The organism is Cetobacterium somerae (assembly GCF_022430525.1).
Classification (GTDB): Bacteria; Fusobacteriota; Fusobacteriia; order Fusobacteriales; family Fusobacteriaceae; genus Cetobacterium_A.
The window spans coordinates 44,885-69,928 of record NZ_CP092522.1 but is presented as its reverse complement, the minus strand read 5'-3'; the positions used below and the strand labels follow the sequence as shown (position 1 = coordinate 69,928).

The window sequence follows — 25,044 nt, the reverse complement described above, 5'->3', positions numbered from 1 at the left end:
AAAAAGGTACCTAAGTACCTTTTTTAAATATTTCTTTTTATTGAAAAACTTATCATAACTAAATTTATACCACTAAATAAAATATACCAAGCTATACATAAAAAAATAAACTGTTGTGATATAAATGGAACTACCATTAATAAAACTCCAAATAAAATATCTATCAATCCACTGCTAAAACTTACACTAGCTAATCCTGGAAAAATATTTTTATGAAATAAAGTATTAAATACAACAAATATTCCTTTTAATAACATAATGAATCCAATATAAATTATTATAAAAATTTGGCTTGAAAATGGAGTTATTAAAAGTGATAGTGCTGCTATAATTTCTAAAATACTTAAAAGTATAAATAAACTCCAATGGACATTTGGATTTTTAATTAACTGTATTCCTTTTGTTAAATTTTTAACTCCATTCATAAAGAAAAATATAGCTAAAATTTCAATTAAATAAATAGAAAACACTAGTGGATTAAAAATACCAAACACTCCAATTAAACTAAAAATTATTCCAATTACTAATAATGTGAGGTAAATATTTTTTGATAAATTATTCATTTTTAAAACCATCCTTATATATTATTGTTCTGATAGATTAATTGTATCATTTTTTTATTTTTTAACTATTTGAAACTTGTTACCTATTTTTCTTTCATAATTTGCAAATATAATTTTTTTTAATTTTAGCTTCAATTTTTCTACAAATTAGTATAAAATATACATATATAATTTTTTTCGGGAGGGATTTATTTGAACAACTTAAATAAAAGAGAACATTTATCAGAAAGTGAATTATGTGAAAAAATAACAAAAGAACTACTACCAAAATTAGAAGCATTAGATTTTAAACTAAAATCTATAAATTTTGAAAATTCTACTGATAGCTTATTAAAATTAAAGCTAACTAGAGTTTAAGATTATATATGTTATATATTATTTTTATAATCATTATCATAGTAGTAGTTTTCTTTCATATAAAAAATTCAAAATTTAAATCAAATATTAAAAGTCAAGATAGTAAAAAAACTATATCAATATCAAAAAAAGAGATTAGTAAAACTATAGCTTCTACAAAACAAGAAGAATTAGAGCTTTCTAAAAATTATAAGAAAATAATATTTTTTTCTTTGAGTAATAATAATCTAGATATAAACTCAGATATTCTTTATATCAGTGCTATTAAAATTGGCTTTAATTTAAAAACAGGAGAAATAATCTATTTAGAAGAACTTAAAAATACTAGTAATTTAAAAGAGTTTGAATATTTTTCTAAAGATACAATACATTTTGTTTCATACAATATTAAACTTTATAACCATTTATTAAATTTAGAAACCAAAATTCAATTCTGTACTATGCTTACAAATGTTAGCACCGTAGAAATAAAAAATTCTCATGGCAGAAATCGATGGCCAAAACTTTTTGAAATATCAAAATATTATGGTATTAAATTCAGTAATAATTTAAATCTAAATACTTTAAATAACATTAAACTTAATATACAAATATTTCAAAAGATGCTAAAACATCCTAAAACCTCTATTCTAATAAGGGAGTTTATCTTCAATAATAAATCATTTTTAAATGAATTGTAAAAAGCTAGATTACTCTAGCTTTTTTATATACTCTTTAGAAAAATTACACCTATATTTGCCAATACAATAATTCCAAGTAAATTATATAATTTTTTCATTCTTACTCCTTTTATTTTTATCTTTTAATTTTTATTGATATAGATTATAATACTTCAAAAATATGGCCATAATATGGCTTGGTTAATAAAAAAATCTCTACGTAAAATAGAGATTTTTTTTATACTTTATTTATTTATTTATTTTATTATATCTTTGAATTATTCTATTTGAATCAATTACAACTTTTTCAACTATTTTATCAATCGAAGTTTTTTCTTCATAATTAACTTCCATTGCTTCAACCATTTTCTCTCTTACCTCTGGGAATACACCTAAAATAGCTCCTTGAGTAGCAAAAGATGGTTTTGTTTCTTTAATTTCAGCAACTGCTGTTTTAAATTGTGGATATTTTTCCATATTTTCTTTCATCTCTGAAGTTTCATAAGATCCTCTATTAACAGGATAGTATCCTGTATTAATTGACCAATATGTCTGGACATCTTTAGATGTTGCATACTTTATAAAATCCCATGCAGCTTTTTGTGTAGCATTATCCGAGGAATTTGTTATCCAAAGAGACGCTCCTCCAACAACACTTCCATTAAATTCTCCATTTGCATTTGGAATAAATCCTGTTCCCACTTCAAAATTTGAATTATTGATAATACCCTTTATTCCAGCAGAAGAATCTAAATACATTGCAACTTTACCTGATGCAAAAGCTGTTCTAGTAGAATCCCATTCTCTTCCATAAGATGTTGCAGAATCCTCTTTATACATTTCTCTTAACCATTCTAAAATTTGAGGTAGATCTTTTTCATAAGTAACTTCTGTTGGAGTTTCACCCATTCTTCCATTTTCTTTATTTACATACAATTTATTATCATTAGCTAAAAATTGCTCTATAAACCATCCATACATAATCATAGCTGAACCATATCTTTCAATTGAACCATTACTATTTTTCTTTGTTAACTTTTTAGAATATTCAGCATATTCAGAATAATTTCTAGGTGGACTATTTGGATCTAATCCTACCTCTTTAAAGGCATCTTTATTATAAATCAATATCGCTGTTGATGAGTTAAATGGCATTGAATATAATTCACCACCAATTCTATAGTAGTTCAGTAATGCATCCTCTAAATTATTTACATTAAAATTATCTTCTTTTATAAACTTCTCAATTGGAGTTATAGCTCCGCTTTTATACATAAAAGCTGTTGAAATATCATTCATTTGAATTAAGGCAGGTGCTTCTTTCGTTCCTGAAATAGCTTTAAATTTAGATATTGTTTCTTCGTAAGATCCTTGATAAATTGCTTCTATTTCAATATTATTTTGTGAATTATTATAATCTGTAACTATTTTATTTAAACTATTTTGAAGCTGCCCACTCATTGAGTGCCAAAATACAACCTTTTCTTTTGCAAATATAACTGTTGAAATTGTTAATCCAAGTACTACTAAATTCTTTAAATTCATTTTTCCTCCTAGTTATTTTAAATTTATTTTAATTTATTCTTTTACTGCTCCAGATGTCATTCCCTTTTCAAGTTGACTTTGACCTAAAAATAATACTATTAAAGATGGTATTATTACTATAACTACAGCTGCCATTAAAACACCAAAATTTGTACCTTCTTCTGATTTTATCATTTTTAATCCAATTTGAATTGTTCTTGACTCTGGTCTTGTTGATATCATTAATGGCCATAAATACATGTTCCAAACATTTAAAAAAGAATAAATTCCCCAAGTGCTTAAAATTCCTTTAGATAAAGGTAATACTATTTTTAAATATATAAATCCATGGCTACATCCATCAATTTTAGCAGCTTCAATCAGAGATTTATTTAATGTTTTGAATTGCTGAACCATTAAAAATATTCCTAATCCATTTGCTAAAAATGGTAATATAATTCCTAATTTTGTATTTAATAATCTCATTTTTAAAATTATAAAATAATTTGGAATGAATATAGCTTCCCACGGTATAAATATTGAACACATCACTAATAAAAATACTATCTTTTTTTCTTTAAATTCAATAAAAACTAAAGCATAAGCTGTTAAACTACATATGATAATTTGAAAAATCATTGCAACTATTGATGTTATTAAACTATTAAAGAAAAACTGAAGTATTGGAATATTTTGAAGTAAATCTTTATAGTTTATAAAATTTATTTGTGATGGCAGAATCTTTCCACTCATTATATCTTTAGTTGTCATAAAACTAGCTACTAAAGAATAAATTATTGGAAAAAATACTACAATTCCAGAAATAATAAGTAATATATACATAGCTCTTTTTTTCATATTATTGATAGTGCACCTTCCTCTCTAATTTGAATTTAATTACCATTATTATTGTAATTAAAATAAGTAAAAATAATCCCTGAGCACTAGCGTAATCAAATCTATAGTTACTAAATGCTGTTTTATATATACTGTAAACTATAAAATTAGTTGAGTTTGCAGGTCCACCACCAGTTAACATATCTACTTGACCAAAACTTTGAAAAGCTTTTAAAGTCGTTGTGATTAACAAATAAAATAAACTTGGACTCAATAATGGAATAGTTACTTTAAAAAGTTTTGTAAAATAATCTACTCCATCAATTTCACAACTTTCATCTATCTCTTGACTTATATTTTGCAATCCAGCTGTTAAAACTAAAAACCCAAATCCTATATTCATCCATATTGTGGCAAAAGATATTGCCCAAATAGCGTAGGTTGAACTTGTAAACCAATTTATCGGTAAAACTCCAAATAAACTTAATATATCATTTATTAATCCAACACTTGGATGAAATAAAAATAAAACTATACTTGAACTTGCGGATACTGATACTCCCATACTTGATGAAAAGATAATTCGAAATAACTTTATCCCCTTTAATTTTTCATTGCATATTATTGCTAAAAATAAAGATATTATCATGCTAAATAAAACTGTTATTAATGAAAATTTTAAAGTTACTAAAATACTTTGATGAAATGTTGAATCTGTAAATAGTTCATAAAAATTTTCAATTCCTGCAAATTCTACTATTTGTCCTTTTGCATCAGTAAATGAAAAAGAATATAAAACGGTTTTCATTAATGGAAAAATATAAAATGTTATTAGTATTATTAATGATGGTATTGAAAATAAAATTCCTGTTAAATTTTGTTCTTTTTTCATAATCCCTCCTTATATAACACTTTATACTATCTATGTTAATTCATTATGAATTTTATGTAAAAGTTATGTATAATTTCATCTGTTGTTTGATATTATTACTATTAGATAATTTGAAATTTGTAATAAAAAAAAATTTTTAAAATTTCAAATAGAAAATTAAACATAATTTCTATATAATGTTTATATACATAAACTTTAAAACATACAAAAAAAGTATACTTGAGTTTTGTTTAAATTTTTCAATCAAGGGGAATACAATGGAACAATACAATGATGAGCAAAGAAAAATAGATTTACTCGAATGGTTTTTAGAAAATAATTTTTTTAATAAGAGAATTGAATATTATATGAAGAAATTTGAAATTATATCTAAAATTCAAAATATCAATGAAAAAAGAGAAGAGTTTTTGAAATTTCAAATTGAAATTTTAAAAGAATTCGATACTATGTCTAATAAAAATTTAAGATTAATTATATAAATTTAATGTAAAAATATGCTATACTTAAAAAATAGTACATGGTTTAAATTTATAAAAATTAGGAGGCATTTATGAATTTCAAAATTTTATTATTAACTACAACTTTTATATTTTTAGCTGGGTGCAAACCTTTAACCTCAAAATCAAACTCAAAGGCATCAGCTCCACTAACTCAATCACTTATAGCTCCTAAAATTAATGAAAATCAAAAACTTATTCTAATATCTAATGGTAATAAAACTATTGGAACTCTTATTACAAATGACAATTGGGAAACTGCTACCTTTACAGATTCAAATAAAAAAACATATAATTTAACTAGAGCTATATCAGCTGATGGAATTAAATTAAATAATGGTCCAATAGTAATTCATTTTAAAAAAAATGAAGGAATTTTAGAAAAAAATAGTATTATTACTCATTTTTTAATTAAATAAATTTAAAAGGTAGATTAATATAATCTACCTTTTTATATTATAATACTATTTAAATTCATATTATCTTACTTATCTAATATATAAACTCTTTCTATTTGATTTTCTTCCCATATAACTTTAACTACTCCCATTAATGTAACCCCTAGTGTTAAAAGTAAAATTATTTTTTTCACTTCATTCCTCCCTGACAAATAAATTTAGTAATATTAGATTTTTTTAAAAAAAAATAAATTCTTCTATATATTCTATCATATTTTATCTTTTTTTGTTAATTTTTAACATAAATCAACTTAAAAATTACACGAATATAATATAAAACAACATAAATTTTCACAAGGTTATCAATATTTTTGTGATATAAACTTACAATTTTATATAAAACTTTTTATTTACATTTTTTTTACAAATTTAAACATATCTTTACCTTAAATTAATTTTTGTTTAACATCTATCTGATATTATATTTTGAGTTTGAGAAAAAATAATTTAAGGAGACATGATGAAAAAAAAGGAAACACTTTTAGCAGTAGCATTTCTAATGCCCGCTTTAACCATTTTTACCATTTTTATTTTTTATCCCATTTGTAAAACTTTCTATTTAAGTTTTTTTCAATGGAATATGATTAGTAAAAATAAAAAATTTATTGGACTTGAAAATTATATAGATATATTAACAGAAGATAGTGTCCATAAGTCTTTAATAAATACGCTTATATATATAGGTTTATTGATTATATTTAACTTTATACTTCCATATATTATTGCTTATATTTTAGCATTTTTAGTGAATAAATTTAAAGGATTCTATCGAACTATGTTCTTTTTTCCCAGCATAATTTCGTTAGTTGTAGCCTCACTAGTCTTTGTATGGGTATTTAATCCTATGATAGGACCTATATCAAAAATTTATGAGCTCTTAAATTTAAAACCTCAATTTTGGTTAAAAACTAATGGTCTCGTAATGGTTTTAATAACTCTTATTACTGCTTGGAAAATTTTTGGTTATAATTTAATTCTTTTATTAGCTGGAATACTCGAAGTTCCTACTGAACTTATAGAAAATGCTAAACTTGATAAAGTTTCAAATTTACAAATATTTTTATACATTGTTATTCCAATGACATCATCAACTGCACTGTATGTTATCGTTATGACAATTGTATACGGATTACAGCAGGTGTTTGTCCCCATAAATGTTTTAACTCAAGGTGGGCCAAATAATGGTAGTACAAACCTTGTATATAGTATTTATCAATATGCATTTACATTTTTTCAAACAGGAAGAGCTTCAGCACTTTCTGTTATAACAATGCTTTTCTTCTTTATATTAATTTCTATAAAGATTAAAGTTTTAGAAAAAGGAGTTTACTATGAAAATTAAAGAAAGTAAGTGGCATATCTTATTTTTACTAATTATAGGAGTTCAAATTTTTCCTCTTATATATATGTTATCAATCTCTTTTAAAAGCATGGATCAAATTTTTGCAGATCCTTTAAGCATAATTCCTAAAGTTATAACATCTAGAAATTATACTTATATATTTGAAAATGTAGATATTTTAAGATATATATGGAATACATTTTTTATATCTGCTGCTATAACTTTTGGAAAAATTATCACGAGTATTTTAGCTGGGTATATTTTAACTTTTAAAAATTTTAAAGGCAAAAAAATCTTAATTTTTCTAATTTTAGGAACTCTATTTGTTCCTTTTACAGTAACTATGATACCTAATTATCTTATGATTTCTGAGATTGGACTTTTAAATTCAAGCTTAGGAGTTATTCTTCCTCAATTAGCTGATGGAATGGGAATATTTATGATTATACAAAATATGAAAGGAATCCCTAAATCTATTCTCGAAGTAACTAAATTAGATAAAATTAAAGAAACTAAAGTCTTATATCATATTATTTTACCAATGATTAAAAATTCTATTATATCTATGGGAATACTATTTTTTATAAACTCATGGAATGAGTATTTTTGGCCTTTATTAATTTTAAGTGAAAAGAAAAACTACACACTATCTTTAGCTCTTCAGATGTTTATAAGTTCTGAAGGTGGAAATGATTGGGGTGTAACAATGGCAATTGCAGCATTAACAATTATTTTTCCAATTATTATGTATGCATTCTTCCAGAAAAAAATAATGACAAGTTTTGTAAAATCAGGAGTAAAAGGATAGGTAAATATGAACGAAATTAAATTTAAAAATGTATCAAAAAGTTATGGAGATACAAAAATTGTAAATAGTTTAAACTTAACAATAAATGCTGGAGAAAGATTAGTCTTATTGGGTCCATCTGGATGTGGTAAAAGTACAACTTTAAGAATGATTGCTGGCTTAGAAGAGATTACATCAGGAGATATATTATTTGGGGATAAAAGAATCAACGATATAGAAGCTGGTGATAGAGATATTGCAATGGTATTTCAAAACTATGCCCTATATCCTCATCTTACGGTATGGGATAATATAATATTCGGTTTAAAGATGAATGGAGTAGATAAAACTGAAATCAATACAAGAACAACTGAGGTCATAAAAATATTAAATCTTCAAGGATTAGAAAAAAGGTATCCTAAAGAATTATCTGGAGGACAAAGACAAAGAGTAGCTCTTGGTCGTGCTGCTGTAAAAAATTCTGATTTTTTCTTACTAGATGAACCTTTATCAAATTTAGATGTTCAACTTAGAAACTCATCTAGAGAAGAGCTTATAAAGCTACACGAAATAAATAGACCTACATTTATTTATGTTACTCATGATCAAATTGAAGCTATGACAATTGGTCATAGAATAGCAATTTTAAATAAAGGAGACTTACAGCAAATAGACACCCCTGAAGAAGTTTACAATAATCCAGCAAATATATTTGTAGCAAAATTTATTGGAACTCCGCCTATGAATATTTTGATAGGTAAAATTGCTAATAAAAAACTTTATATAAATGATAAGTGTATATTCAATAATGAAAATGTAATCCCTAATTTAAATAACAGAAACTTAATATATGTTGGTATTAGACCTGAACATATTTTAGTTCACACTGAAGATGCTTTTGATAGAATTCAAGGAGAAGTAACAAGAGTCGAAAACTATGGAAATCAAAAATGTGTCTCAGTTTCTATTGGAAATGAAAATATTAAAGCATCTATTAAAAATGACCAAGATATTAAAAAAAATCAAAAGATTTATTTAGAAATTGATATAACAAAATGTAGCTATTTTGATATTAAAACAGAGAAAAATTTAAAGGTGGAGGGATAATTTTGAAGAAAAATATTTTAAAAGGAATTATTTTAGGGAGTCTATTTTTAGTAGGATGTGAAAAAGAAGAAAAAACTATAATATCAAATAAGCCTATTGAAATTGAATATTGGCATGTTGCATCTGAAAGTTTTGGAGGTGGGACAATAAAAGAACTCGTTAAAAATTTTAATGAAAAAAATTCTGATATAAAAGTTATAGAAAAATTCAATCCTGATATGTATAAAGGATTGACACAAAATTTACAAGTAGCTGTAGCTGCTAGAAAGAAACCTGCCATTGTTCAAATGGGGTATTCATATTTAAATTATGCAAATGATAATTTTGATTACGTAACAGCTCAAGAAATTATAGAAAAATATTTTCCTGAAGATAAAAATTATTTAAATAATAGTTTTTTATCAAATATATTAGAACTTGGGCAAGTTAATGGAAAACAAGTTGGAATTCCATACTCAATAAGCAATCCTATCATGTATATTAATTCAGATCTTATGAATGAAGCTGGAATAGATATAGCAAATACTCCTAAAGATTGGGAAACTGTTCGTAAATATTCAGAAATAATAAAAGAAAAAACAGGAAATATGGGATTATTTGTTCAAGAGTATGCTGATAATTGGGCTCAACAAGCTTTAATTGAGGGAAATGGAGGTAAAATTTTGATAGAAAAAGATGGAAAAACTATTCCAACATTTGCCTCTAAAGAAGCTTCTGAAGCATATCAATACTTAGCTGATATGGTTCAGGACAATATAGCTTTACATGCTTCTAATGATGAAGGATTTCAAACATTTTTAAATGGTAAACTTGGAATGGTTATAACTACAATTGGAAAAAGGGATAATTTTGAATCAACAGCTAACTTTAAAATAATCGGTGAAAAATTCCCTTTATTTAATGGAAAAGAAAGAAGATTACCTGCTGGTGGAAATATGTTAATGATTATGACAGATAATTCTGAAGAACAAAAAGCTTCTTGGAAATTTATGAAATATTTATTGGAAGAAGAAGCTTCTGAGAAATGGACTAAAGGAACTGGTTATTTACCATCTGCTATCCAAAATGAAAATAGCGGTATTGCAAAATTTTTAAATGAAAATCAACTTATGAGAGTAGCTAATGAGCAACTTACAGATATGGGGAAATGGGCTAGTTTCTCAGGAACTAACGCACTTCAAGCAGAACAATTATTAATCGATGTTAGAGATGTTATTTTAAGTGGTGAAAAAAAAGCAGAGCAAGCTTTAAAAGAAGTTGAAGAAAAAATAACAAACTTAATTAAATAAGGAGAAATATGAAAAATAATATATTTGTAAGTGATCTTATATTTTATAATAACACAAAAGAAGAAACACTTAACTTTATTGAAATGTATGATTTAAAAAATTTAGAATTTTTTTTAGAACCTAGAGATTTTAATCATACAGAAAAATTTAATTTTTTAATTAAACATGCGAAATTAGAAAATGTATCTTTTCATGGTCCCTATAGATTCTTTAATATTGATTGTAGCAATATCTTGTGGGAAGAACTTAAACTAAACTTTGTTGAAGCTTTAATTTGTTGTAAAAAAAATAATGGTGAATTTCTTGTTCTTCATACAAATGAAGCTAAAAGAAAAGACAGTTCTAAAAAAGAGATTGAAAAAAAGTTAGATGAATTATTACTTTTAGGAAAAGAAATCGGAGTTCAAATACTAGTTGAAAATGTTGGTATTGGAAAAAATATGATTTACTCTCAAAAAGAATTTGAAAAATTAGTTCTACAAAAAAATCTTAAAGTTTTAATTGATATTGGTCATCTATTAGCTAATAAATGGAATTTAGATGAAGTTTTAGAAACTTTAAAAAATAATATTATAGCATATCATATTCACAGTAATGATGGCGAAAAGGATCTTCATCAGTCTATTTTTCATGGTATATTTAATGGTGTCGAAATTTTAAAAAAAATCCTTTTAGAAACCCCAAATAGCAAATTAGTTTTGGAATATTCCCCAACAACAGATAAAAAAATACTTTTAGATGATTTAAAAAGAATAAAGGAGATACAAATTTAATGAAACAATATAAGGGATATCTTTTTGATATCGATGGTACAATCTTACTTGGAAACACTCTGATTCCAGGTGCAAAAGAAAAAATAGAAGAGTTAAGAAAGAATGGAAAAAAAATAAGTTTTTTTACAAATAATTCATCAAAAAATCCTAAAAAATATGTTGAAAAGTTTAAAGAGTTTGGAATTGAGTCTGAATTAAATGAAATAATAACTGCAGGAATGGTTTTACTATCACATATTGAAAAAAATTATAGTGATAAAAAAGTTTATATCATTGGAACTGAAGAATATAAAGATTTATATAGAAATAAAGGAATACAAGTTGTAAATGAGATATCTGATTTTAATAATCACAATATTGATATATTAATTATCGCTTTAGATACAGAGTTAGATTTTAAAAAACTTGAAACTGCTTGTCAATTATTAAAAAAAGATATTAAATACTTTGCTGCTAATGAAGATTTAGTTTATCCGATTGAAAATAAAGTTTATCTTCCAGATTGCAAAGCAATTTGCAATATGATCGAAGTTTGTACTGGAAAGCAACCAATCTATTTTGGAAAACCTAATTTTATAATGCTAGAATATGCTCTTGAAAAGTTAGGATTGGATAAAAAAGATATTGTTATTGTAGGAGATCGATTATATACAGACATAGCCTGTGGAAATATAAACAATTGTGATACAATCTTAGTTTTAAGTGGTGAAGCTACCGGAAATGAAATTAACACCATATATAAACCCAGTTATATTTTAGATAGTATTAACTATCTTTAAGCAAAATGGCAACCAATTTAAAAGTTGGTTGCCATTTTATTTTAAGGTTTTATATAACTATACCCATCTTGTTGCTTCAAAATTAACTCTATTACACCTGCAGGAACAACTTTTATAAAATCATAAAGATCTTCCTTTTTTACATTATATTTTTTCATTGTGTTATTACAAACTGAAAATATTACATTTTTTTCAACTAATTCTTCCAGTTCCTCTTTTTTTAATATACCTGATAATTTTTTTATACCATTAATAGCTGTCCCCATAATAACTACTTCTAAACAATATTCCGAACCTAACTCTCTTATTCCATTAACTACATTTTTTAAATTTCCTATAAGAACAGACCAACGCTCTTCTTGATTAATATCAAAAACTGCTTTAACTATCATCTTTTCTCCTTTGTAATTAAAATATATTATTTATACCGTGTTCATCAAATAACTTTATAATTTCTTGAGTTTTTACATCAATTAAGCCCAAATCACTTATTTTTACATCTGGTATAACTATCAATGCAATTGTACTAGGTCTAGTTATAGGTGACTCAGCCTCTATTCCCATTTCTTTTAAAATAGAATTCATTTCTTTTATTTCATCTGATAAAACTTCTGCTGAATTTTTAGATAACATTCCTGCTATTGGTAAATGTAATTCTTTTAAAACCTTTGCTTTCTCTGCAACTACAATACCACCTCCTATTTCTTTTATTTTTTCAGATATTATTAGTGCTTCCAATGGATTATTATATATAATTGTTAAATTATGACTATCGTGGGAATAGGTTGTTCCTACTGCTCCTTTTTTTAAATGAAAATTTTTTACTACTCCAAGTGAGATATTATCAATCTTCTTATGCCTATTTATTATCGCAACATAATTTAATTCTGGAGAATCTGAAATATCAACATACTCATTTAAAACTTTTACTTTCAATTTTTTTCTTTCTGTTAATAAATCATTTTTATTTAAATAAACAAGAGCTTCTATTTCGAGCTCTCCATTTTCTATTGGAGCTTTTATCATAAAATCTTCTAATTTAAGATTTTTTAAATGAATGCTATTTAACTCTTCTACTTCTAAAATTTTAGAAGTAATTTCTTCTATTAGCTTTCCATCTTTTGCTACTAACTTTCCTTTAAAAAAAGTTTTTACCACATTAAAATCCCTAATACTATCTAATACTGCTATATCTGCAAAATAACCTGGTGCAATAGCTCCTATTTTATCCAATTTGTATTCTTGAGCAGGATTCAAAGTTATTGCTTTTATTGCATCTATAGCATCTAATCCGGCTTTTACAGCTACCTTTGCACAATGATTAACACTTCCTTCTTTTAAAAGATCTCCAGCCTCTCTATCATCAGTACATAGAGTTAAATTTCTAGGTGCTTTTATTGTTTTTATTACTTTTACTATGTTTGCTATATTTTTAGAAATTGAACTTTCTCTCGCATCTAAAAACATCCCTTTTCTCAACTTATCTAAAGCTTCTGTTCCATCTGTAGATTCATGACATGATATTGGTCCCCCACAAATATAACCTGCTAAAGCTTTACCTTTTAGACCAGGAGCGTGCCCCTGTACAAAAACTCCCTTTCTTATTGCAACATCTATTATTTTTGTCATTCTTTTGCTTTGATTTATTACTCCCATAAAATCCATTACTTCTCCAAGTCCTAAAACTCGTTCTAAATTAAACATATTTTTTATATCATTTGGTGCAAATTCAGCTCCTGCATTTTCTAATCCTAATACAGAAGGAACACAAGAAGGAATTAAAAAATATTGATTCATTGGTAATCCTTTTGATTTTTCAATCATATATTTTACTCCATCTATTCCCAAAACATTTGCGATTTCATGAGGATCAGCAATTATAGTCGTTGTTCCCTTAGGTATAACAACTTTTGCAAAATTATTAGGAGTTAAATGACTACTCTCTATATGAACATGCGAATCAATAAACCCTGGAGCCACATACTTATCTTTTAAATCTACAATATTTTCTCCTATAATAAAAGTATCTTCTTCTATAGGTATTACATTAGCTATATACTCTTTATAAATATAAATATTTGCTTTATAAATTTCTCCAGTAAAAACATTTATAAGATTTCCATTTGTTAAAACTAAATCAGCTGCTCTTTTTCCTAGGGCAACCTCTACCAACTCTTTACGTTCTTGAAGCTTCATATCATCACTCCTTTTTTATAACTTTTTTACTGTAAAGAGCCTTTGTTACCTTTATTTTTTTCCGAATTCAAAATAGATATTTGACAAAATTTCAAACTGTTCCTGTCTAAAATCATATTCTAAATTTTTTAGTAGCTTTTCCTGTAAACCTTCATTTTTTTGACTATATATAAAATTTAATTGTTTATCATATCTAAAAGATATACTTGTCCCTATTTTCCATTTTAAAAAATCAAAAAAAGTATCTTCACTATATTCTTCAGGAACTTCAATTCTTTGAAAATCAATTTTATCAAATATTCTTAATATCAATTCAAATCTTTTTTCTTTTACTTTATCATTTAAAATTTTATTCTCCACAATTTTCCTCCAATTTATTTTTTTATATTATACCATCTTAACAAAAAAAGTTGCAGAAATTTTCATTTCTACAACCTTTGATTATATTTAAATATTACTTTATCCTATTCCTCCATAAAGAATTCCCATAATATAAACTATTATTGCTATTCCACAAAATAAATATTTTGTTACTGGTTCAAACCAAGCTCCAACTTTTTTTTCTCTTCCAATTTGTACTTGTTCTCTTGCAAATCCAGATTTACAAATCCAATAGATTACAAGTCCTGCTAAAAGTGCACCTAATGGAATTATATATATCGAAACAAAATCCATCCATGGAGATAATCCATCTCCTTCAAGAAAAACTCCAACTATAAATGAAACTACCGCAACAATTCCAATAGATTTTAATCTTGATAATCCCAAGCGACTTTGTAAAGCTTCAACAGGAGTTTCAAATAAATTCATAAGAGAAGTTACTCCTGCAAATAACACTGCTATAAAAAATACTATAGCAATTATTTGTCCACCAGGCATATTTTGAAATACTGTAGGAAGAGTAACAAACATAAGACCTGGACCTGCCCCAGGCTCAAGTCCATAAGCAAATACCGCTGGAATAACTACAAGTGCAGCCAACATTGCCGCACATGTATCAAAGAAAGAAACATTTAAAGCTGAATTAACTATATCTTCATTTTTACTTAAATAACTTCCGTAAACAACAGTTCCTGATCCAGCTAAAGATAAGGAAAAAAATGCTTGTCCTAAAGCAAAAACCCAAGTTCTCATATCTTTAAGAGCTGACCAATCTGGATTAAATAAGTAGCTATAGCCTTGTTCCGCCCCCGGTAACATATATATTCTAATAGCTAAAAATAAAAATAATCCAAAAAATGCTGGCATCAATATTTTATTTACTTTTTCGATTCCTCCTGCTATTCCCATAGCCATTAATGAAAAAGTTAGTAATAAACCTGCTATATGCCAAGGTATACTCCCAAAATCTGAAGCTAAAGCTCCAAAGTAAGGACCTGGTTGTGATTCAATGATTACTCCTGAAAGAGAGGCAACACAATACCTTAATATCCAACCAACAACTATAGCATATCCAATGGCTATAGCTAACGATCCTATAACAGGTATTAATCCTATTATTGTTCCTCCTTTTAGTCCTCTTTGTTTAAAAGCTTTTTCAAAAGCTCCAAGTGGGCCAGTTCCCATAGAACGCCCTAGTGTCATTTCACCTATTACTCCTGTAAATCCTATTAAAAGAACAAATGTAAAATACGGAATAAGAAATGCTGCTCCTCCAAATTGCCCAACTCTATATGGAAACATCCAAATATTTCCCATTCCAACTGCTGAACCAATACAAGCTAAAATAAATCCAAATTTTGATTTAAAACCATCTCTATTATTATCATCTATTAAAACCGTTTCTACACTATTCTTTATATCTTCCATTAACCCTCCCTAGACTATTTTTTAATCTTCTATAATCTCTAGGGAAGCTTGGAAGTGTCTTAATATCGGTGGTTCCCAAGTTATTCTATATCCTCTTGTGATTTCATGAGCTCTCTCTTTTATCGCTATTAGAGCATCTGCTATTACATCTAAATGAGCTTGTGTGTAAACTCTTCTAGGAATAGCAAGTCTTGTAAATTCAAAATCTGCTTCTAATTGCTCATTTGTATCTGGATCATTTCCTAACATGTAAGATCCTATATCACAACTTCTAATTCCAGCTTCTTTATAAAGTTCTATAGCTAAGACTTGCCCTGGAAACTCATTAAATGGTATATTTGGGAAAATTTTTGAAGCATCTACAAATACACCGTGTCCACCAACTGGAGATTGATATATAATTCCTGCATCATCAAGACGAGAAGCTAAATACTCCATCTGTCCAATTCTATATCTTAAAAAGTTTTCATCAATTCCTTCTAATAATCCTATAGCCAGTGCTTCTAAATCTCTTCCCGAAAGTCCTCCATAAGTTGTAAATCCTTCAAAACTTATACAATTTGCTTTTATTTTTAAGATCATATCTGCATTTTCTACAGCATTCTTTACTCCTATTAGTCCTCCCATATTAACTATTGTATCTTTTTTTGCTGACATAGTGAAGAAATCTGCATAAGAAAACATCTCTTTTATTATATCTTTTATCGACATGTTTGCACATTCAGGCTCATCTCTTTTTATAAAATATGCATTTTCTGCATAACGTGCTGCATCTATATTTAATGGTATATTATATTTTTTACAAATAGCTGCGACTTCTCGAGCATTTTTCATTGAAACAGGTTGTCCACCAGCAGAGTTATTTGTAATAGTCAATACTACTAATCCTATTTTTTCCGGGCCATACTCCTGTATTAATTTTTCCATTTTTTCAACATCCATATTTCCTTTAAATTTAGATCTTTTACCTGGATCTTTTGCCTCTGGGACTACACAATCTAAAGGTCTTGCTCCTGCTAGTATAACATGTGCTCTTGTTGTATCAAAAAACATATTTGAAATTGCATATTGTCCTGACTTTAAAAAAGTTGGAAATAACACTTTTTCTGCTGCTCTTCCTTGATGCACTGGTTGAATAAATTCATATCCAAAAATATCCTTAGCAGTATTTACTAATTTAAAATAACTTGAAGCTCCTGCATACGCTTCATCACCTCTCATTACCCCTGCCCATTGATCTTGACTCATTGCATTAGTTCCTGAATCCGTTAATAAATCAATGTAAACATCCTCTCCTCTTAAATTAAAAAGATTATAATTAGCCTCTTTAATTTTTTCTGCTCTCTCTTCTGGTGTAGTCATTTTAATTGTTTCAACCATTTTAATTCTAAATGGTTCTGGAACATACTTGATAGCCATAACGTTATACCTCCGTTTTTAGTCTACCCCGGTCATCTGTTTTCAGATAGGCGGACGGTATTTCCTCTTTAGAATTTTATTCAAATTCTTAGTAACTTTATATACCCTATTAAAATTCATTTTGTCAAATAAAGTTCTATTTTTATTATTTTGATTATCTAAATTTCTTGACTCTCAACTTACTTTATAGTTTATAATCTCATATTGTGAAATTAATTTTTAATAAGGAGAAACTATGAAAAAATATCTACTACTATTTTTAACATTAAATATAGTTACTTTTTCTATAGAGTTAACATTGGATAAATCTATTGATTTAGCTAAAAAAAACAACCGACAACTCAAAGAAAAAAATATTACTGTAAAACAAAAAAAATTAAATGAAAATGTAAAAATTAAAAATGCTCTTCCCTCTCTTAGAGCACAAACTATGTACATTGATCATGATGAATCAAAAAACTTAAATAGTTCTTTTCAAAATGGTATTTATTTATCACAGCCTATTTTTACAGGTGGTGAACTTTACTATAATATTAAAAGTAGTAAAGCTCTTAGAGAGTTTGAAGAAAATAACTATACTACTCAAAATATTAATTTAGAGTTAGATGTTATTCAAACTTATATTAACTGTCTTCAACTTAAGAAAACTTTGAATGTATATAAGACTTCTCAAAAAGAGAAACAAGAAGAATTAAAAAAACAACAAGAATTTTACAATCTTAGTCTTATCGATAAAAGTGAAGTTTTGAAAATTGAAACATCATTATATCAAACTGAAACATCAATCCTTAAAATTAAAAATAATATTATTGCTCAAGAACTTACTTTAAAAAATCTTTTAGGGTTAAATATTGAAGAAAATATAACTTTAAAAGAAATGAATTTTTCAAATTTTATGCCAATAAATATTGATTTAAAAAAAGATACTGAAAGAGCTTTATCAAATAGTACTCTTTCTAAAAAACTAGATAAAAATATTTTAATTAGTGAGTATAATTCCAAAAGTAATCGAAGCAGTTTCCTTCCTAAAGTAGATTTAGAGTACGGTTATGAATCTTTAGAGGAGTCAAGTTTTTCAAAATCTAATAATGACTGGGAATGGAGAGTTGGGATTACTTTTAAATGGGATATTTTTAACTTTGGAAGTAGCATTGATAGTTATAAAGAGTCAACTTTAGAGATTGAAAAGCAAAAAATTTCAAAAATAGATTCACTAGAGATATTAAAAAAACAGATTAAAACTGCTTATTTAGATTTAATAACAGCTAAAGAAGTTATTATTACAAATGAAAAGGCTCTTTTAACAGCTTTTGAAACATTTAATATTGATAAAGAGAAATTTTCTAATAGAATTATTGACTCTGTTGATTTTTTAAAAAGTGAATCACAACTTCGAGAGGCTCAAATTACTCATATAAACTCTCAACTTGATTACTTCTTATATTATCAACAATATCTATCACTTTTAAAATAATACAGGAGGATTTAATGAATAAAATATTACTTACACTTTTTTTTACTCTAATTTTAGTTGGATGTAAAGATAAAAAAGCTACTCAAGAGGTAAAATCTGAAATTATCAAAGATGTTAAGGTTCAAGAATTAAAAATCCAAAATATTAAAAATACTAAAATTTATAATGGTGATATAAATCCCTTAAAAGAGATTAGTATTATAACTCCTACTGGAGGTTATGCTAAAAATATTAAATATAAAAATGGAGATATAATTAATTCAGAAACAACTATTTTAACTTTAACAGATGCGGCTACTGAAGCTAGCTATTTTGAAGCAGAAGGTACACTAATTAAATCTAGATCAAATTATAATACATCTAAGATTTCCTTTGAAAAATATAAAAATTTATTTGAAAAGAAACTTATTTCAGAGGAACTGTATCTTCAATCTAAAAATAATATGGAGCAAAGTTTAGGTGAATTAAAAATTGCAGAAGCTAATTTTATAAGAGCCAATGATAATTATAAAAGACTTTTTGTAAAATCTGATATATCTGGAGTCATAACGGATTTGGATATTAAAAATAACGAAAAAATATCTTCTAATTCTAAGCTGTTAACTGTGATTGAAAATAATATAATGGAAATAAAAATTGCTGTAAATGGAGAAGATATTAAAAATATAACTCCTGAAAAAGAAGCTAAAGTTTATATTTCAGATTTAGATAAAACCGTTATTGGAAAAGTTAGTGAAATAAATTTATCTGCTGATACTAATACAAAAAAATATAATATTAAAATACAAATTCCTAATAATGACAAATCTATTTTAAAAGGGATGTATGGTAAAGTAGAAATGGAGCAAATGGAAATTAATGGACTTTTTGTTCCTCAAGAAGCTGTTATGATTAAAGATCTTTACTCATATATTGCAGTTATTCGTGACAATCAATCCATTATTTATAAAGTTGATCGTGGTATCTCTCAAGGAAATCTTCAAGAAATATATTTTGAGAATTTTAAAGAAGGAGATAAAGTTGTTGTTCAAGGACAATATCTTCTTAATAATAACGATAAAGTGAGGGAGATTTAGTCATGAGATTACTTTCTGAATTTTCTATAAAAAAACCTGCAACAGCAACAATGATTATAATATCTATGATATTCTTTGGTCTATTAGGTCTATCAAAAATGCCAATAGAACTAATGCCAAATACATCTAACCCAACCATTAGAATTACTATTGAGTGGAAAGGAGCTACTCCTGAAGATGTTGATAAAATGATTACCAAAAAAGTTGAAGATATTCTTCCAAATGTTGATGGTATCACAGAATATTCTTCTACATCAAGTTCAGAGACATCAAAAATAAATGTAAAATTTAAATATGGAACTGACATCGAAACAAAAATAACTTTAATACAAAATGAAATTAACCAAATAAAAAATAAATTACCTGAAGATATTGAAGAACCTTCTATTAGAGAACAATCTATGGGTTCTATTCCAGCTGCTGTTTTAACTATGTCTGGAGGAGACCCCATGGAAGTTAGAACTTATGCTGAAAATAGTTTAAAACCACTTTTAGAAAGAATCGAAGGTGTTTCGCAAATTATAATTTTTGGTGGTAAAGAACAAGAGGTTTTAGTCGAAATTGATCCTGAAAAACTTGAAAACTATAACCTTGGAATTTTAGAAGTTTCTAATTTAATATCTAGGGCAAGTACTACTATTCCTGGTGGACAAGTTAAAGAAGGTGAAAAAGAGTTTTATATAAAAGTTCAAGGAGAATTAAAAACTCCTCAAGAAATTGAAAATATTATTTTAAAAAATGATAACGGTCATCTTCTAAGACTAAAAGATGTTGCAGATATTAGAATTGATACTAAAGACCCTTCTAGTTTATTTAGAAAAAATAGTTCCGATGGTCTAGTTATCGTTGTTGCTAAAACTGATGATGGGAACGCTATTGAAATTGTAGATTCTATTAATAAGACTTTAAAAGGAGTTAAAAACTCCCTACCTTTAAATTCTACTATCGATTACGACTTTGACTCTACAATTACAATTAATAATTCAATAAATAATGTTAAAGAAACTGGAATTATTGGTTTAATTTTAGCTTCAGGTATATTGTATTTGTTTTTAAAAAGTATATCTGCTACTATAGTTATTGCTGTAGCTATACCAATATCTGTTATTTTTACATTTTTTCTTTTAAATGCCCAAGGTTTAACACTAAACCTGGTTTCACTAATGGGATTATCTTTAGGAATTGGTATGCTTGTTGATAACTCTGTTGTTGTTTTAGATAATATATATAGACATATGAGTGAACTTGGGAAGAATAGAGTTCAAGCCGCTAAAGATGGAGCCGCTGAAATGGGCCTTCCTGTTTTAGCATCAACTTTAACAACAGTTTCTGTATTTTTACCAATAGTTTTTCAAGAGGGAATGGCTAAGGAACAATTCAAAGATCTTTCATATTCTATCTCTTATTCATTATTTGCTTCATTAATTGTTGCCTTAGTTTTTGTTCCTATGCTTTCAAGTAAAATATTGAATGAAAAAAAAGATATAAACTCAGAAGGAAAATTTATAAAAAAACTAAAAAGAATATATCTTTCAATTCTAAGATGGGCTATTAAAAATAGAGGAATTACTGCTATTTTAACTATACTACTTTTTATAGGTTCTATTTTTGCAGCTTCAACGTTAGGCGGAGGATTTATTCCTACAACTGATGAAGGAAGATTTGCTGTTGTTGCGAAACTTCCTTCTAGTGCCGATATAAATATGAGTAATAGAATTGGAAGTATATTAGAAAATAAAGTTAAAGATATATCTATTGTTAACTCATATACTATGTCTGGAGATACTAGCAATGCTATTTTAAATATAAACGCTGGACTAAAAACATCTAGAAAGGAAAGTTTACAAGAAATTGTTAAAAATTTAAGATTAACTTTTACAGGTATTCCAGACGTTATTTTAACTGTTGTTCCTTCTTATGTATTCGGTTCTGATGGTATTTACGATGTTGAATTTGAACTTTACTCTGATAATGAATCACAACTAAAAGAAATATCTGAAAAGTTAAAAGAAAAAATGTACTATATCAATGGAATAACAGATATTTCCTCTTCTTTTGAAGGAGGAAAACCTGAAGGGAAGATTATTGTGGATAGAGAAAAAGCTAAATTTTATGGAGTTGACATTGAAAGTCTAGCACTAATGATTAAAACTCAAATTTTAGGAGGACAGCCAATCACGATAAATAGTGATAATCAAGAGATTGATGTGACCGTACAACTTCAAAAAAAATATAGAACTTCTACAAAACTACTAATGGACTCTCGGATTACTTTAGATAATGGAAAAAATATCAGAATCTCTGACATAGCTAACCTTGTTTTAGAAGAAGGTCCATCTAAGATTGAAAAAAAAGATAAAAAAAAGAAAGTTGTTCTTTATGCTAACTTAGAAAATGGATTTGATTTACAAAGTGCTAAAAACTCTATTATAGAAACGTTTAATAATTTAGGTGTCCCTGAAAGTATTTCTTTTGGATTTGGTGGAGATAGTGCTGATATGGCTGATATGGGAAATCAACTTTTTATAAGTTTCTTAGTTGCCATATTCTTAATCTATTTTATTTTAGTTTGGCAATTTGAATCTTTTATTCTTCCATTTATTATTTTGCTTTCAATTCCTCTTTCAACTATGGGTGCTCTATACAGTTTAGCTTTATTTAGGGTTAATCTTGATGCTATGGTTGCTGTTGGTTTTGTAATGCTTGCTGGAATAGTCGTTAATAATGCTATAGTTTTAATTGATTTTATAAATATTAGAAGAGAAGCTGGTGATAATATTAACCGAGCTCTTATTGTATCCGGTAAAACAAGACTTAGACCAATTCTTATGACTACTTTAACTACTGTTTTGGGAATGATTCCTTTAGCTATAAGTAATGGTGATGGCTCAGAAATGTACGCAGGAATGTCCTTTGTTGTTATATTTGGACTTTCCACTGCTACTTTATTTACATTAATTGTTATTCCTGTTTTCTATTATTTAGTTAATGATACGAAAATATATATAAAAAAAATTATTAGGAGATAATATGTTTGATGAATTTTTTACAATAGGAGAAGTTTCTAAATCTACGAATATTCCAATATCAACTCTACGATATTATGATAAGGTTGGTTTACTTTCTCCAGCTTTTAAAAATGACGATACTAATTACCGTTACTATACACCTATGCAAATAATTACATTAAAAGTAATTAGTCATATGAGACATTTAGGATTTTCTATTGAATATATAAAAAGTCATTTTGAAAATATGGATTATGAACACACTTTACAACTATTTGAAAAAGTGTTATTAGAAACAAAATTAGAAATAAAAAAATTAAAAAATACAGAAAAAGAACTGGTTGAAAGTTGGAATAAATTTAAAGAAAATTTTCAATTAGAAAAAAAGGTTGGTATTCCCTTTATAGATGAAACTGCTGATATTAAAGGGATTATTTATAATGACCCTGTTCATTCTTTAGGAGAATTAAGCAAAACATTAAAAAATATTGATAATTTTGAAATTAGTAATAATTTAACGCCTATTTTAAGAGGGTTTAAGGTTTCCTTTAATAATTGGAAAAAAAACAGATTTACTAAAGATTGTCTTATTGCTAGTATGAAAGAAAATCATACAAATAAATCAATAGTTATTCCTAAAGGAAAATATGCTTGTGTTTATGGTAAAGGTGCTTTTGAAGAGCAAAATATTGTTGAAAATCTTTTGAATTGGATAAAAGAAAATGAATACTCACCAAAAAATGAATTTTATTTAACATTCACAGATTTAATTATGTTTAAAAGTAAAAAAGATTTTTTATATCTTTTAAGAATCCCAGTAATTTAAAAATAAAGAAAAAGCAGCCTATTTATTAAGCTGCTTTTTGCTATTTAGTTCTCTATCCCTGTTTCAATTGGATTTGAACTATCTTCACTCCATTCCATCCAACCATTGGAATAAAGAGCATTATTTTTTAATCCCATCACTTGAGAATAAAATAATACTTCTGCTGCTCTCCATCCTGATCCACAGAAAAATGTTAACTCTTTATTTGTATTAATTCCTAATCCAGACCACATAGAGATAATTTCATAACCGTTTCTCATTGTGTTATCAATATTTCTATAGTCTTCCAATGTTGTTGATTTAGTTCCAGATTTTCCCCATACAGATCCTGTAATTCTACCTTTTCTATCCATATATGAATATCCTGATTCTTTTCCAATTCTTTCATTGTATGATCTAATATCTACTAAAAGTTTTGAATTTTTATTATCTTTTAAAACTTGCTTTGCTCCATTTTCATTTACTATTAAACTTTTATTTAAAGGAGTTTTAGATCCAAAATCTTTAATTGGGGTTGGTTTAACAATTCCCATTTCTGTTTTGTATCCCATATCTTTCCAAGCATCTAAACCACCATTTAAAACTCTTACATCTTTTACTCCAAGATATTTTAAAATTATAGCTAATCTATATGATGCCATAACATTTTCACCATAAAGAACAACTCTATCATTTTTAGAAATTCCCATCTCTTCAGCAAATTTAATTAAATTTTCATCTGTATTTAACATCCACTTTGGTGGTGGTTCAATACTATCTGTATTAATATGCGGAGCTCCTGGAATATGCCCTGCTAAATATACAGCAGCATCCTTTATACTTCCCCAAGATACTTCAAAAATCTTAATCTCATTTTTGTCCATAGCATTTTTTACCCAAGTTGCTGGAACTAAAATTTCATAATTCTCGTATGTTTCAAAAGGTAATCTATCATAATCTTTATTTTTTTCAAAATCATAAAAATAAATATTTTTTACACCATTTTCTTTTAAGTATTTCTCTACATCTTTCATTTCTGTAGATGTTCCATATAAAACAATATTTTTTTCTGGTATAATTCCTTTTTCTAAAACTCTTTGCTTTAATATCTCTTTATTACTAGAGCTTAAATATTTTGCCTTTAACCAATTAGCAGACAAATCAGTAGCTCCTTTTATATGTCCATTTATTTTTAGATTAGATAAATTCCATCCATTATATTCATTACTATCTCTTGTATCAACTATAATCCATTCAGGATTATTAAGATTTTTTAGTAATTCATTAGTTTTGATATCCTTTCCTAATAAAATTGTTGATAAAATTATTAGTAAAAATAATATTTTTTTCATTTTGTACTTCTCCCTAACTTATATTTTAAGACAACACTTTG

The 25,044-nt window shown here is 26.5% G+C and carries 24 protein-coding genes; 14 read left to right on the top strand and 10 right to left on the bottom strand.

Annotated elements, in window-relative coordinates; translation table 11 throughout:
* Window positions 1-23 precede the first annotated feature (23 nt).
* A complete protein-coding gene (locus MKD34_RS13575; RefSeq protein ID WP_240221994.1) occupies window positions 24-563 on the bottom strand; it encodes an HdeD family acid-resistance protein in 540 nt (179 codons plus the stop codon).
* Window positions 564-755: 192 nt separating this feature from the next.
* On the opposite strand from MKD34_RS13575, the gene MKD34_RS13570 reads away from it, so the two are divergent.
* Both MKD34_RS13570 and MKD34_RS13565 read left to right on the top strand, forming a co-directional pair.
* Window positions 756-920 (top strand): hypothetical protein, encoded by a 165-nt coding sequence (locus MKD34_RS13570; RefSeq protein WP_240221992.1) that lies wholly within the window; start codon window positions 756-758, stop codon window positions 918-920.
* An 8-nt stretch (window positions 921-928) separates the two neighbouring features.
* Window positions 929-1,600 (top strand): hypothetical protein, encoded by a 672-nt coding sequence (locus tag MKD34_RS13565; RefSeq protein ID WP_240221991.1) that lies wholly within the window; start codon window positions 929-931, stop codon window positions 1,598-1,600.
* Between the two features lie 228 nt (window positions 1,601-1,828).
* On the opposite strand, the gene MKD34_RS13560 is transcribed toward MKD34_RS13565, so the two are convergent.
* The 3 genes from MKD34_RS13560 to MKD34_RS13550 are packed head-to-tail and all read right to left on the bottom strand — an operon-like array spanning window position 1,829 to window position 4,832.
* The gene (locus MKD34_RS13560; RefSeq protein WP_240221989.1) at window positions 1,829-3,124 is read right to left on the bottom strand and encodes an ABC transporter substrate-binding protein; all 1,296 of its coding nucleotides are present in this window, start codon (window positions 3,122-3,124) and stop codon (window positions 1,829-1,831) included.
* 33 nt (window positions 3,125-3,157) lie between these two features.
* On the bottom strand, window positions 3,158-3,961 hold the full coding sequence (locus MKD34_RS13555) for a carbohydrate ABC transporter permease (RefSeq protein WP_240221987.1): 804 nt from the start codon (window positions 3,959-3,961) through the stop codon (window positions 3,158-3,160).
* A gap of 1 nt (window position 3,962) precedes the next feature.
* On the bottom strand, window positions 3,963-4,832 hold the full coding sequence (locus tag MKD34_RS13550) for a carbohydrate ABC transporter permease (protein ID WP_240221985.1): 870 nt from the start codon (window positions 4,830-4,832) through the stop codon (window positions 3,963-3,965).
* 257 nt (window positions 4,833-5,089) lie between these two features.
* Between MKD34_RS13550 and MKD34_RS13545 the strand changes: the two genes are divergently transcribed.
* From MKD34_RS13545 to MKD34_RS13510, 8 genes are all read left to right on the top strand, one after another.
* The gene (locus tag MKD34_RS13545; protein ID WP_040407736.1) at window positions 5,090-5,311 is read left to right on the top strand and encodes a hypothetical protein; all 222 of its coding nucleotides are present in this window, start codon (window positions 5,090-5,092) and stop codon (window positions 5,309-5,311) included.
* Between the two features lie 71 nt (window positions 5,312-5,382).
* Window positions 5,383-5,748: a hypothetical protein gene (locus MKD34_RS13540; protein ID WP_240221983.1), complete on the top strand. Its 366-nt coding sequence runs from the start codon at window positions 5,383-5,385 to the stop codon at window positions 5,746-5,748.
* A 499-nt stretch (window positions 5,749-6,247) separates the two neighbouring features.
* Window positions 6,248-7,129, top strand: a complete 882-nt coding sequence (locus MKD34_RS13535) for a carbohydrate ABC transporter permease (RefSeq protein ID WP_240222256.1) — start codon at window positions 6,248-6,250, stop codon at window positions 7,127-7,129.
* Window positions 7,119-7,937, top strand: a complete 819-nt coding sequence (locus MKD34_RS13530) for a carbohydrate ABC transporter permease (protein ID WP_240222254.1) — start codon at window positions 7,119-7,121, stop codon at window positions 7,935-7,937. Before MKD34_RS13535 ends, MKD34_RS13530 begins: the two co-directional genes overlap by 11 nt.
* A 6-nt stretch (window positions 7,938-7,943) precedes the next feature.
* The gene (locus MKD34_RS13525; RefSeq protein ID WP_240222253.1) at window positions 7,944-9,023 is read left to right on the top strand and encodes an ABC transporter ATP-binding protein; all 1,080 of its coding nucleotides are present in this window, start codon (window positions 7,944-7,946) and stop codon (window positions 9,021-9,023) included.
* Window positions 9,024-9,025: 2 nt separating this feature from the next.
* Window positions 9,026-10,312: an ABC transporter substrate-binding protein gene (locus MKD34_RS13520; RefSeq protein ID WP_240222251.1), complete on the top strand. Its 1,287-nt coding sequence runs from the start codon at window positions 9,026-9,028 to the stop codon at window positions 10,310-10,312.
* Window positions 10,313-10,320: 8 nt separating this feature from the next.
* Window positions 10,321-11,085, top strand: a complete 765-nt coding sequence (locus MKD34_RS13515) for a TIM barrel protein (RefSeq protein WP_240222249.1) — start codon at window positions 10,321-10,323, stop codon at window positions 11,083-11,085.
* Entirely contained in the window at window positions 11,085-11,864 is a 780-nt protein-coding gene (locus MKD34_RS13510) for an HAD-IIA family hydrolase (RefSeq protein WP_240222247.1), read from the top strand. The genes MKD34_RS13515 and MKD34_RS13510 overlap by 1 nt, the downstream gene beginning before the upstream one ends.
* 41 nt (window positions 11,865-11,905) lie before the next feature.
* Here the strand turns inward: MKD34_RS13510 and MKD34_RS13505 are convergent, their stop codons facing one another.
* From MKD34_RS13505 to MKD34_RS13485, 5 genes are all read right to left on the bottom strand, one after another.
* Window positions 11,906-12,256 carry a DsrE family protein gene (locus tag MKD34_RS13505; RefSeq protein WP_240222245.1) on the bottom strand — a complete coding sequence of 117 codons (351 nt, stop codon included), beginning with the start codon at window positions 12,254-12,256 and terminating at the stop codon, window positions 11,906-11,908.
* 16 nt (window positions 12,257-12,272) lie between these two features.
* Complete coding sequence (gene ade / locus MKD34_RS13500) at window positions 12,273-14,060, bottom strand: adenine deaminase (RefSeq protein ID WP_240222243.1); 1,788 nt, start codon at window positions 14,058-14,060, stop codon at window positions 12,273-12,275.
* Between the two features lie 51 nt (window positions 14,061-14,111).
* A complete protein-coding gene (locus MKD34_RS13495; protein WP_240222241.1) occupies window positions 14,112-14,420 on the bottom strand; it encodes a hypothetical protein in 309 nt (102 codons plus the stop codon).
* Between the two features lie 99 nt (window positions 14,421-14,519).
* Window positions 14,520-15,869, bottom strand: coding sequence for a sodium-dependent transporter (locus MKD34_RS13490; RefSeq protein WP_240222239.1), 1,350 nt, complete (start codon window positions 15,867-15,869; stop codon window positions 14,520-14,522).
* 21 nt (window positions 15,870-15,890) lie between these two features.
* Window positions 15,891-17,288, bottom strand: coding sequence for a tryptophanase (locus tag MKD34_RS13485; protein WP_240222237.1), 1,398 nt, complete (start codon window positions 17,286-17,288; stop codon window positions 15,891-15,893).
* A 235-nt stretch (window positions 17,289-17,523) separates the two neighbouring features.
* Here MKD34_RS13485 and MKD34_RS13480 point away from each other — a divergent pair, with 235 nt between their 5' ends.
* From MKD34_RS13480 to MKD34_RS13465, 4 genes are read left to right on the top strand one after another with little or no spacing between them, the layout of a single operon-like run.
* On the top strand, window positions 17,524-18,762 hold the full coding sequence (locus MKD34_RS13480) for a TolC family protein (RefSeq protein ID WP_240222235.1): 1,239 nt from the start codon (window positions 17,524-17,526) through the stop codon (window positions 18,760-18,762).
* A gap of 14 nt (window positions 18,763-18,776) precedes the next feature.
* On the top strand, window positions 18,777-19,838 hold the full coding sequence (locus MKD34_RS13475; RefSeq protein WP_240222233.1) for an efflux RND transporter periplasmic adaptor subunit: 1,062 nt from the start codon (window positions 18,777-18,779) through the stop codon (window positions 19,836-19,838).
* 2 nt (window positions 19,839-19,840) lie between these two features.
* Window positions 19,841-22,867 carry an efflux RND transporter permease subunit gene (locus tag MKD34_RS13470; RefSeq protein ID WP_240222225.1) on the top strand — a complete coding sequence of 1,009 codons (3,027 nt, stop codon included), beginning with the start codon at window positions 19,841-19,843 and terminating at the stop codon, window positions 22,865-22,867.
* A gap of 1 nt (window position 22,868) precedes the next feature.
* Window positions 22,869-23,672: a MerR family transcriptional regulator gene (locus MKD34_RS13465; protein WP_240222223.1), complete on the top strand. Its 804-nt coding sequence runs from the start codon at window positions 22,869-22,871 to the stop codon at window positions 23,670-23,672.
* 44 nt (window positions 23,673-23,716) lie between these two features.
* Here the strand turns inward: MKD34_RS13465 and MKD34_RS13460 are convergent, their stop codons facing one another.
* Window positions 23,717-25,003 carry a sulfurtransferase gene (locus MKD34_RS13460; RefSeq protein ID WP_240222221.1) on the bottom strand — a complete coding sequence of 429 codons (1,287 nt, stop codon included), beginning with the start codon at window positions 25,001-25,003 and terminating at the stop codon, window positions 23,717-23,719.
* Window positions 25,004-25,044 lie beyond the last annotated feature (41 nt).

Bases quoted from the DNA above. Each gene is read 5' to 3' on its own strand.
- MKD34_RS13545 (WP_040407736.1), top strand. From the start codon at position 5,090: ATGGAACAATACAATGATGAGCAAAGAAAAATAGATTTACTCGAATGG.
- MKD34_RS13470 (WP_240222225.1), top strand. From the start codon at position 19,841: ATGAGATTACTTTCTGAATTTTCTATAAAAAAACCTGCAACAGCAACA.
- MKD34_RS13460 (WP_240222221.1), bottom strand. From the start codon at position 25,003: ATGAAAAAAATATTATTTTTACTAATAATTTTATCAACAATTTTATTA.
- MKD34_RS13515 (WP_240222249.1), top strand. From the start codon at position 10,321: ATGAAAAATAATATATTTGTAAGTGATCTTATATTTTATAATAACACA.
- MKD34_RS13480 (WP_240222235.1), top strand. From the start codon at position 17,524: ATGAAAAAATATCTACTACTATTTTTAACATTAAATATAGTTACTTTT.
- ade (WP_240222243.1), bottom strand. From the start codon at position 14,060: ATGAAGCTTCAAGAACGTAAAGAGTTGGTAGAGGTTGCCCTAGGAAAA.
- MKD34_RS13505 (WP_240222245.1), bottom strand. From the start codon at position 12,256: ATGATAGTTAAAGCAGTTTTTGATATTAATCAAGAAGAGCGTTGGTCT.
- MKD34_RS13540 (WP_240221983.1), top strand. From the start codon at position 5,383: ATGAATTTCAAAATTTTATTATTAACTACAACTTTTATATTTTTAGCT.
- MKD34_RS13555 (WP_240221987.1), bottom strand. From the start codon at position 3,961: ATGAAAAAAAGAGCTATGTATATATTACTTATTATTTCTGGAATTGTA.
- MKD34_RS13490 (WP_240222239.1), bottom strand. From the start codon at position 15,869: ATGGAAGATATAAAGAATAGTGTAGAAACGGTTTTAATAGATGATAAT.
- MKD34_RS13530 (WP_240222254.1), top strand. From the start codon at position 7,119: ATGAAAATTAAAGAAAGTAAGTGGCATATCTTATTTTTACTAATTATA.
- MKD34_RS13475 (WP_240222233.1), top strand. From the start codon at position 18,777: ATGAATAAAATATTACTTACACTTTTTTTTACTCTAATTTTAGTTGGA.
- MKD34_RS13535 (WP_240222256.1), top strand. From the start codon at position 6,248: ATGAAAAAAAAGGAAACACTTTTAGCAGTAGCATTTCTAATGCCCGCT.
- MKD34_RS13575 (WP_240221994.1), bottom strand. From the start codon at position 563: ATGAATAATTTATCAAAAAATATTTACCTCACATTATTAGTAATTGGA.
- MKD34_RS13525 (WP_240222253.1), top strand. From the start codon at position 7,944: ATGAACGAAATTAAATTTAAAAATGTATCAAAAAGTTATGGAGATACA.
- MKD34_RS13465 (WP_240222223.1), top strand. From the start codon at position 22,869: ATGTTTGATGAATTTTTTACAATAGGAGAAGTTTCTAAATCTACGAAT.
- MKD34_RS13510 (WP_240222247.1), top strand. From the start codon at position 11,085: ATGAAACAATATAAGGGATATCTTTTTGATATCGATGGTACAATCTTA.
- MKD34_RS13560 (WP_240221989.1), bottom strand. From the start codon at position 3,124: ATGAATTTAAAGAATTTAGTAGTACTTGGATTAACAATTTCAACAGTT.
- MKD34_RS13485 (WP_240222237.1), bottom strand. From the start codon at position 17,288: ATGGCTATCAAGTATGTTCCAGAACCATTTAGAATTAAAATGGTTGAA.
- MKD34_RS13565 (WP_240221991.1), top strand. From the start codon at position 929: ATGTTATATATTATTTTTATAATCATTATCATAGTAGTAGTTTTCTTT.
- MKD34_RS13550 (WP_240221985.1), bottom strand. From the start codon at position 4,832: ATGAAAAAAGAACAAAATTTAACAGGAATTTTATTTTCAATACCATCA.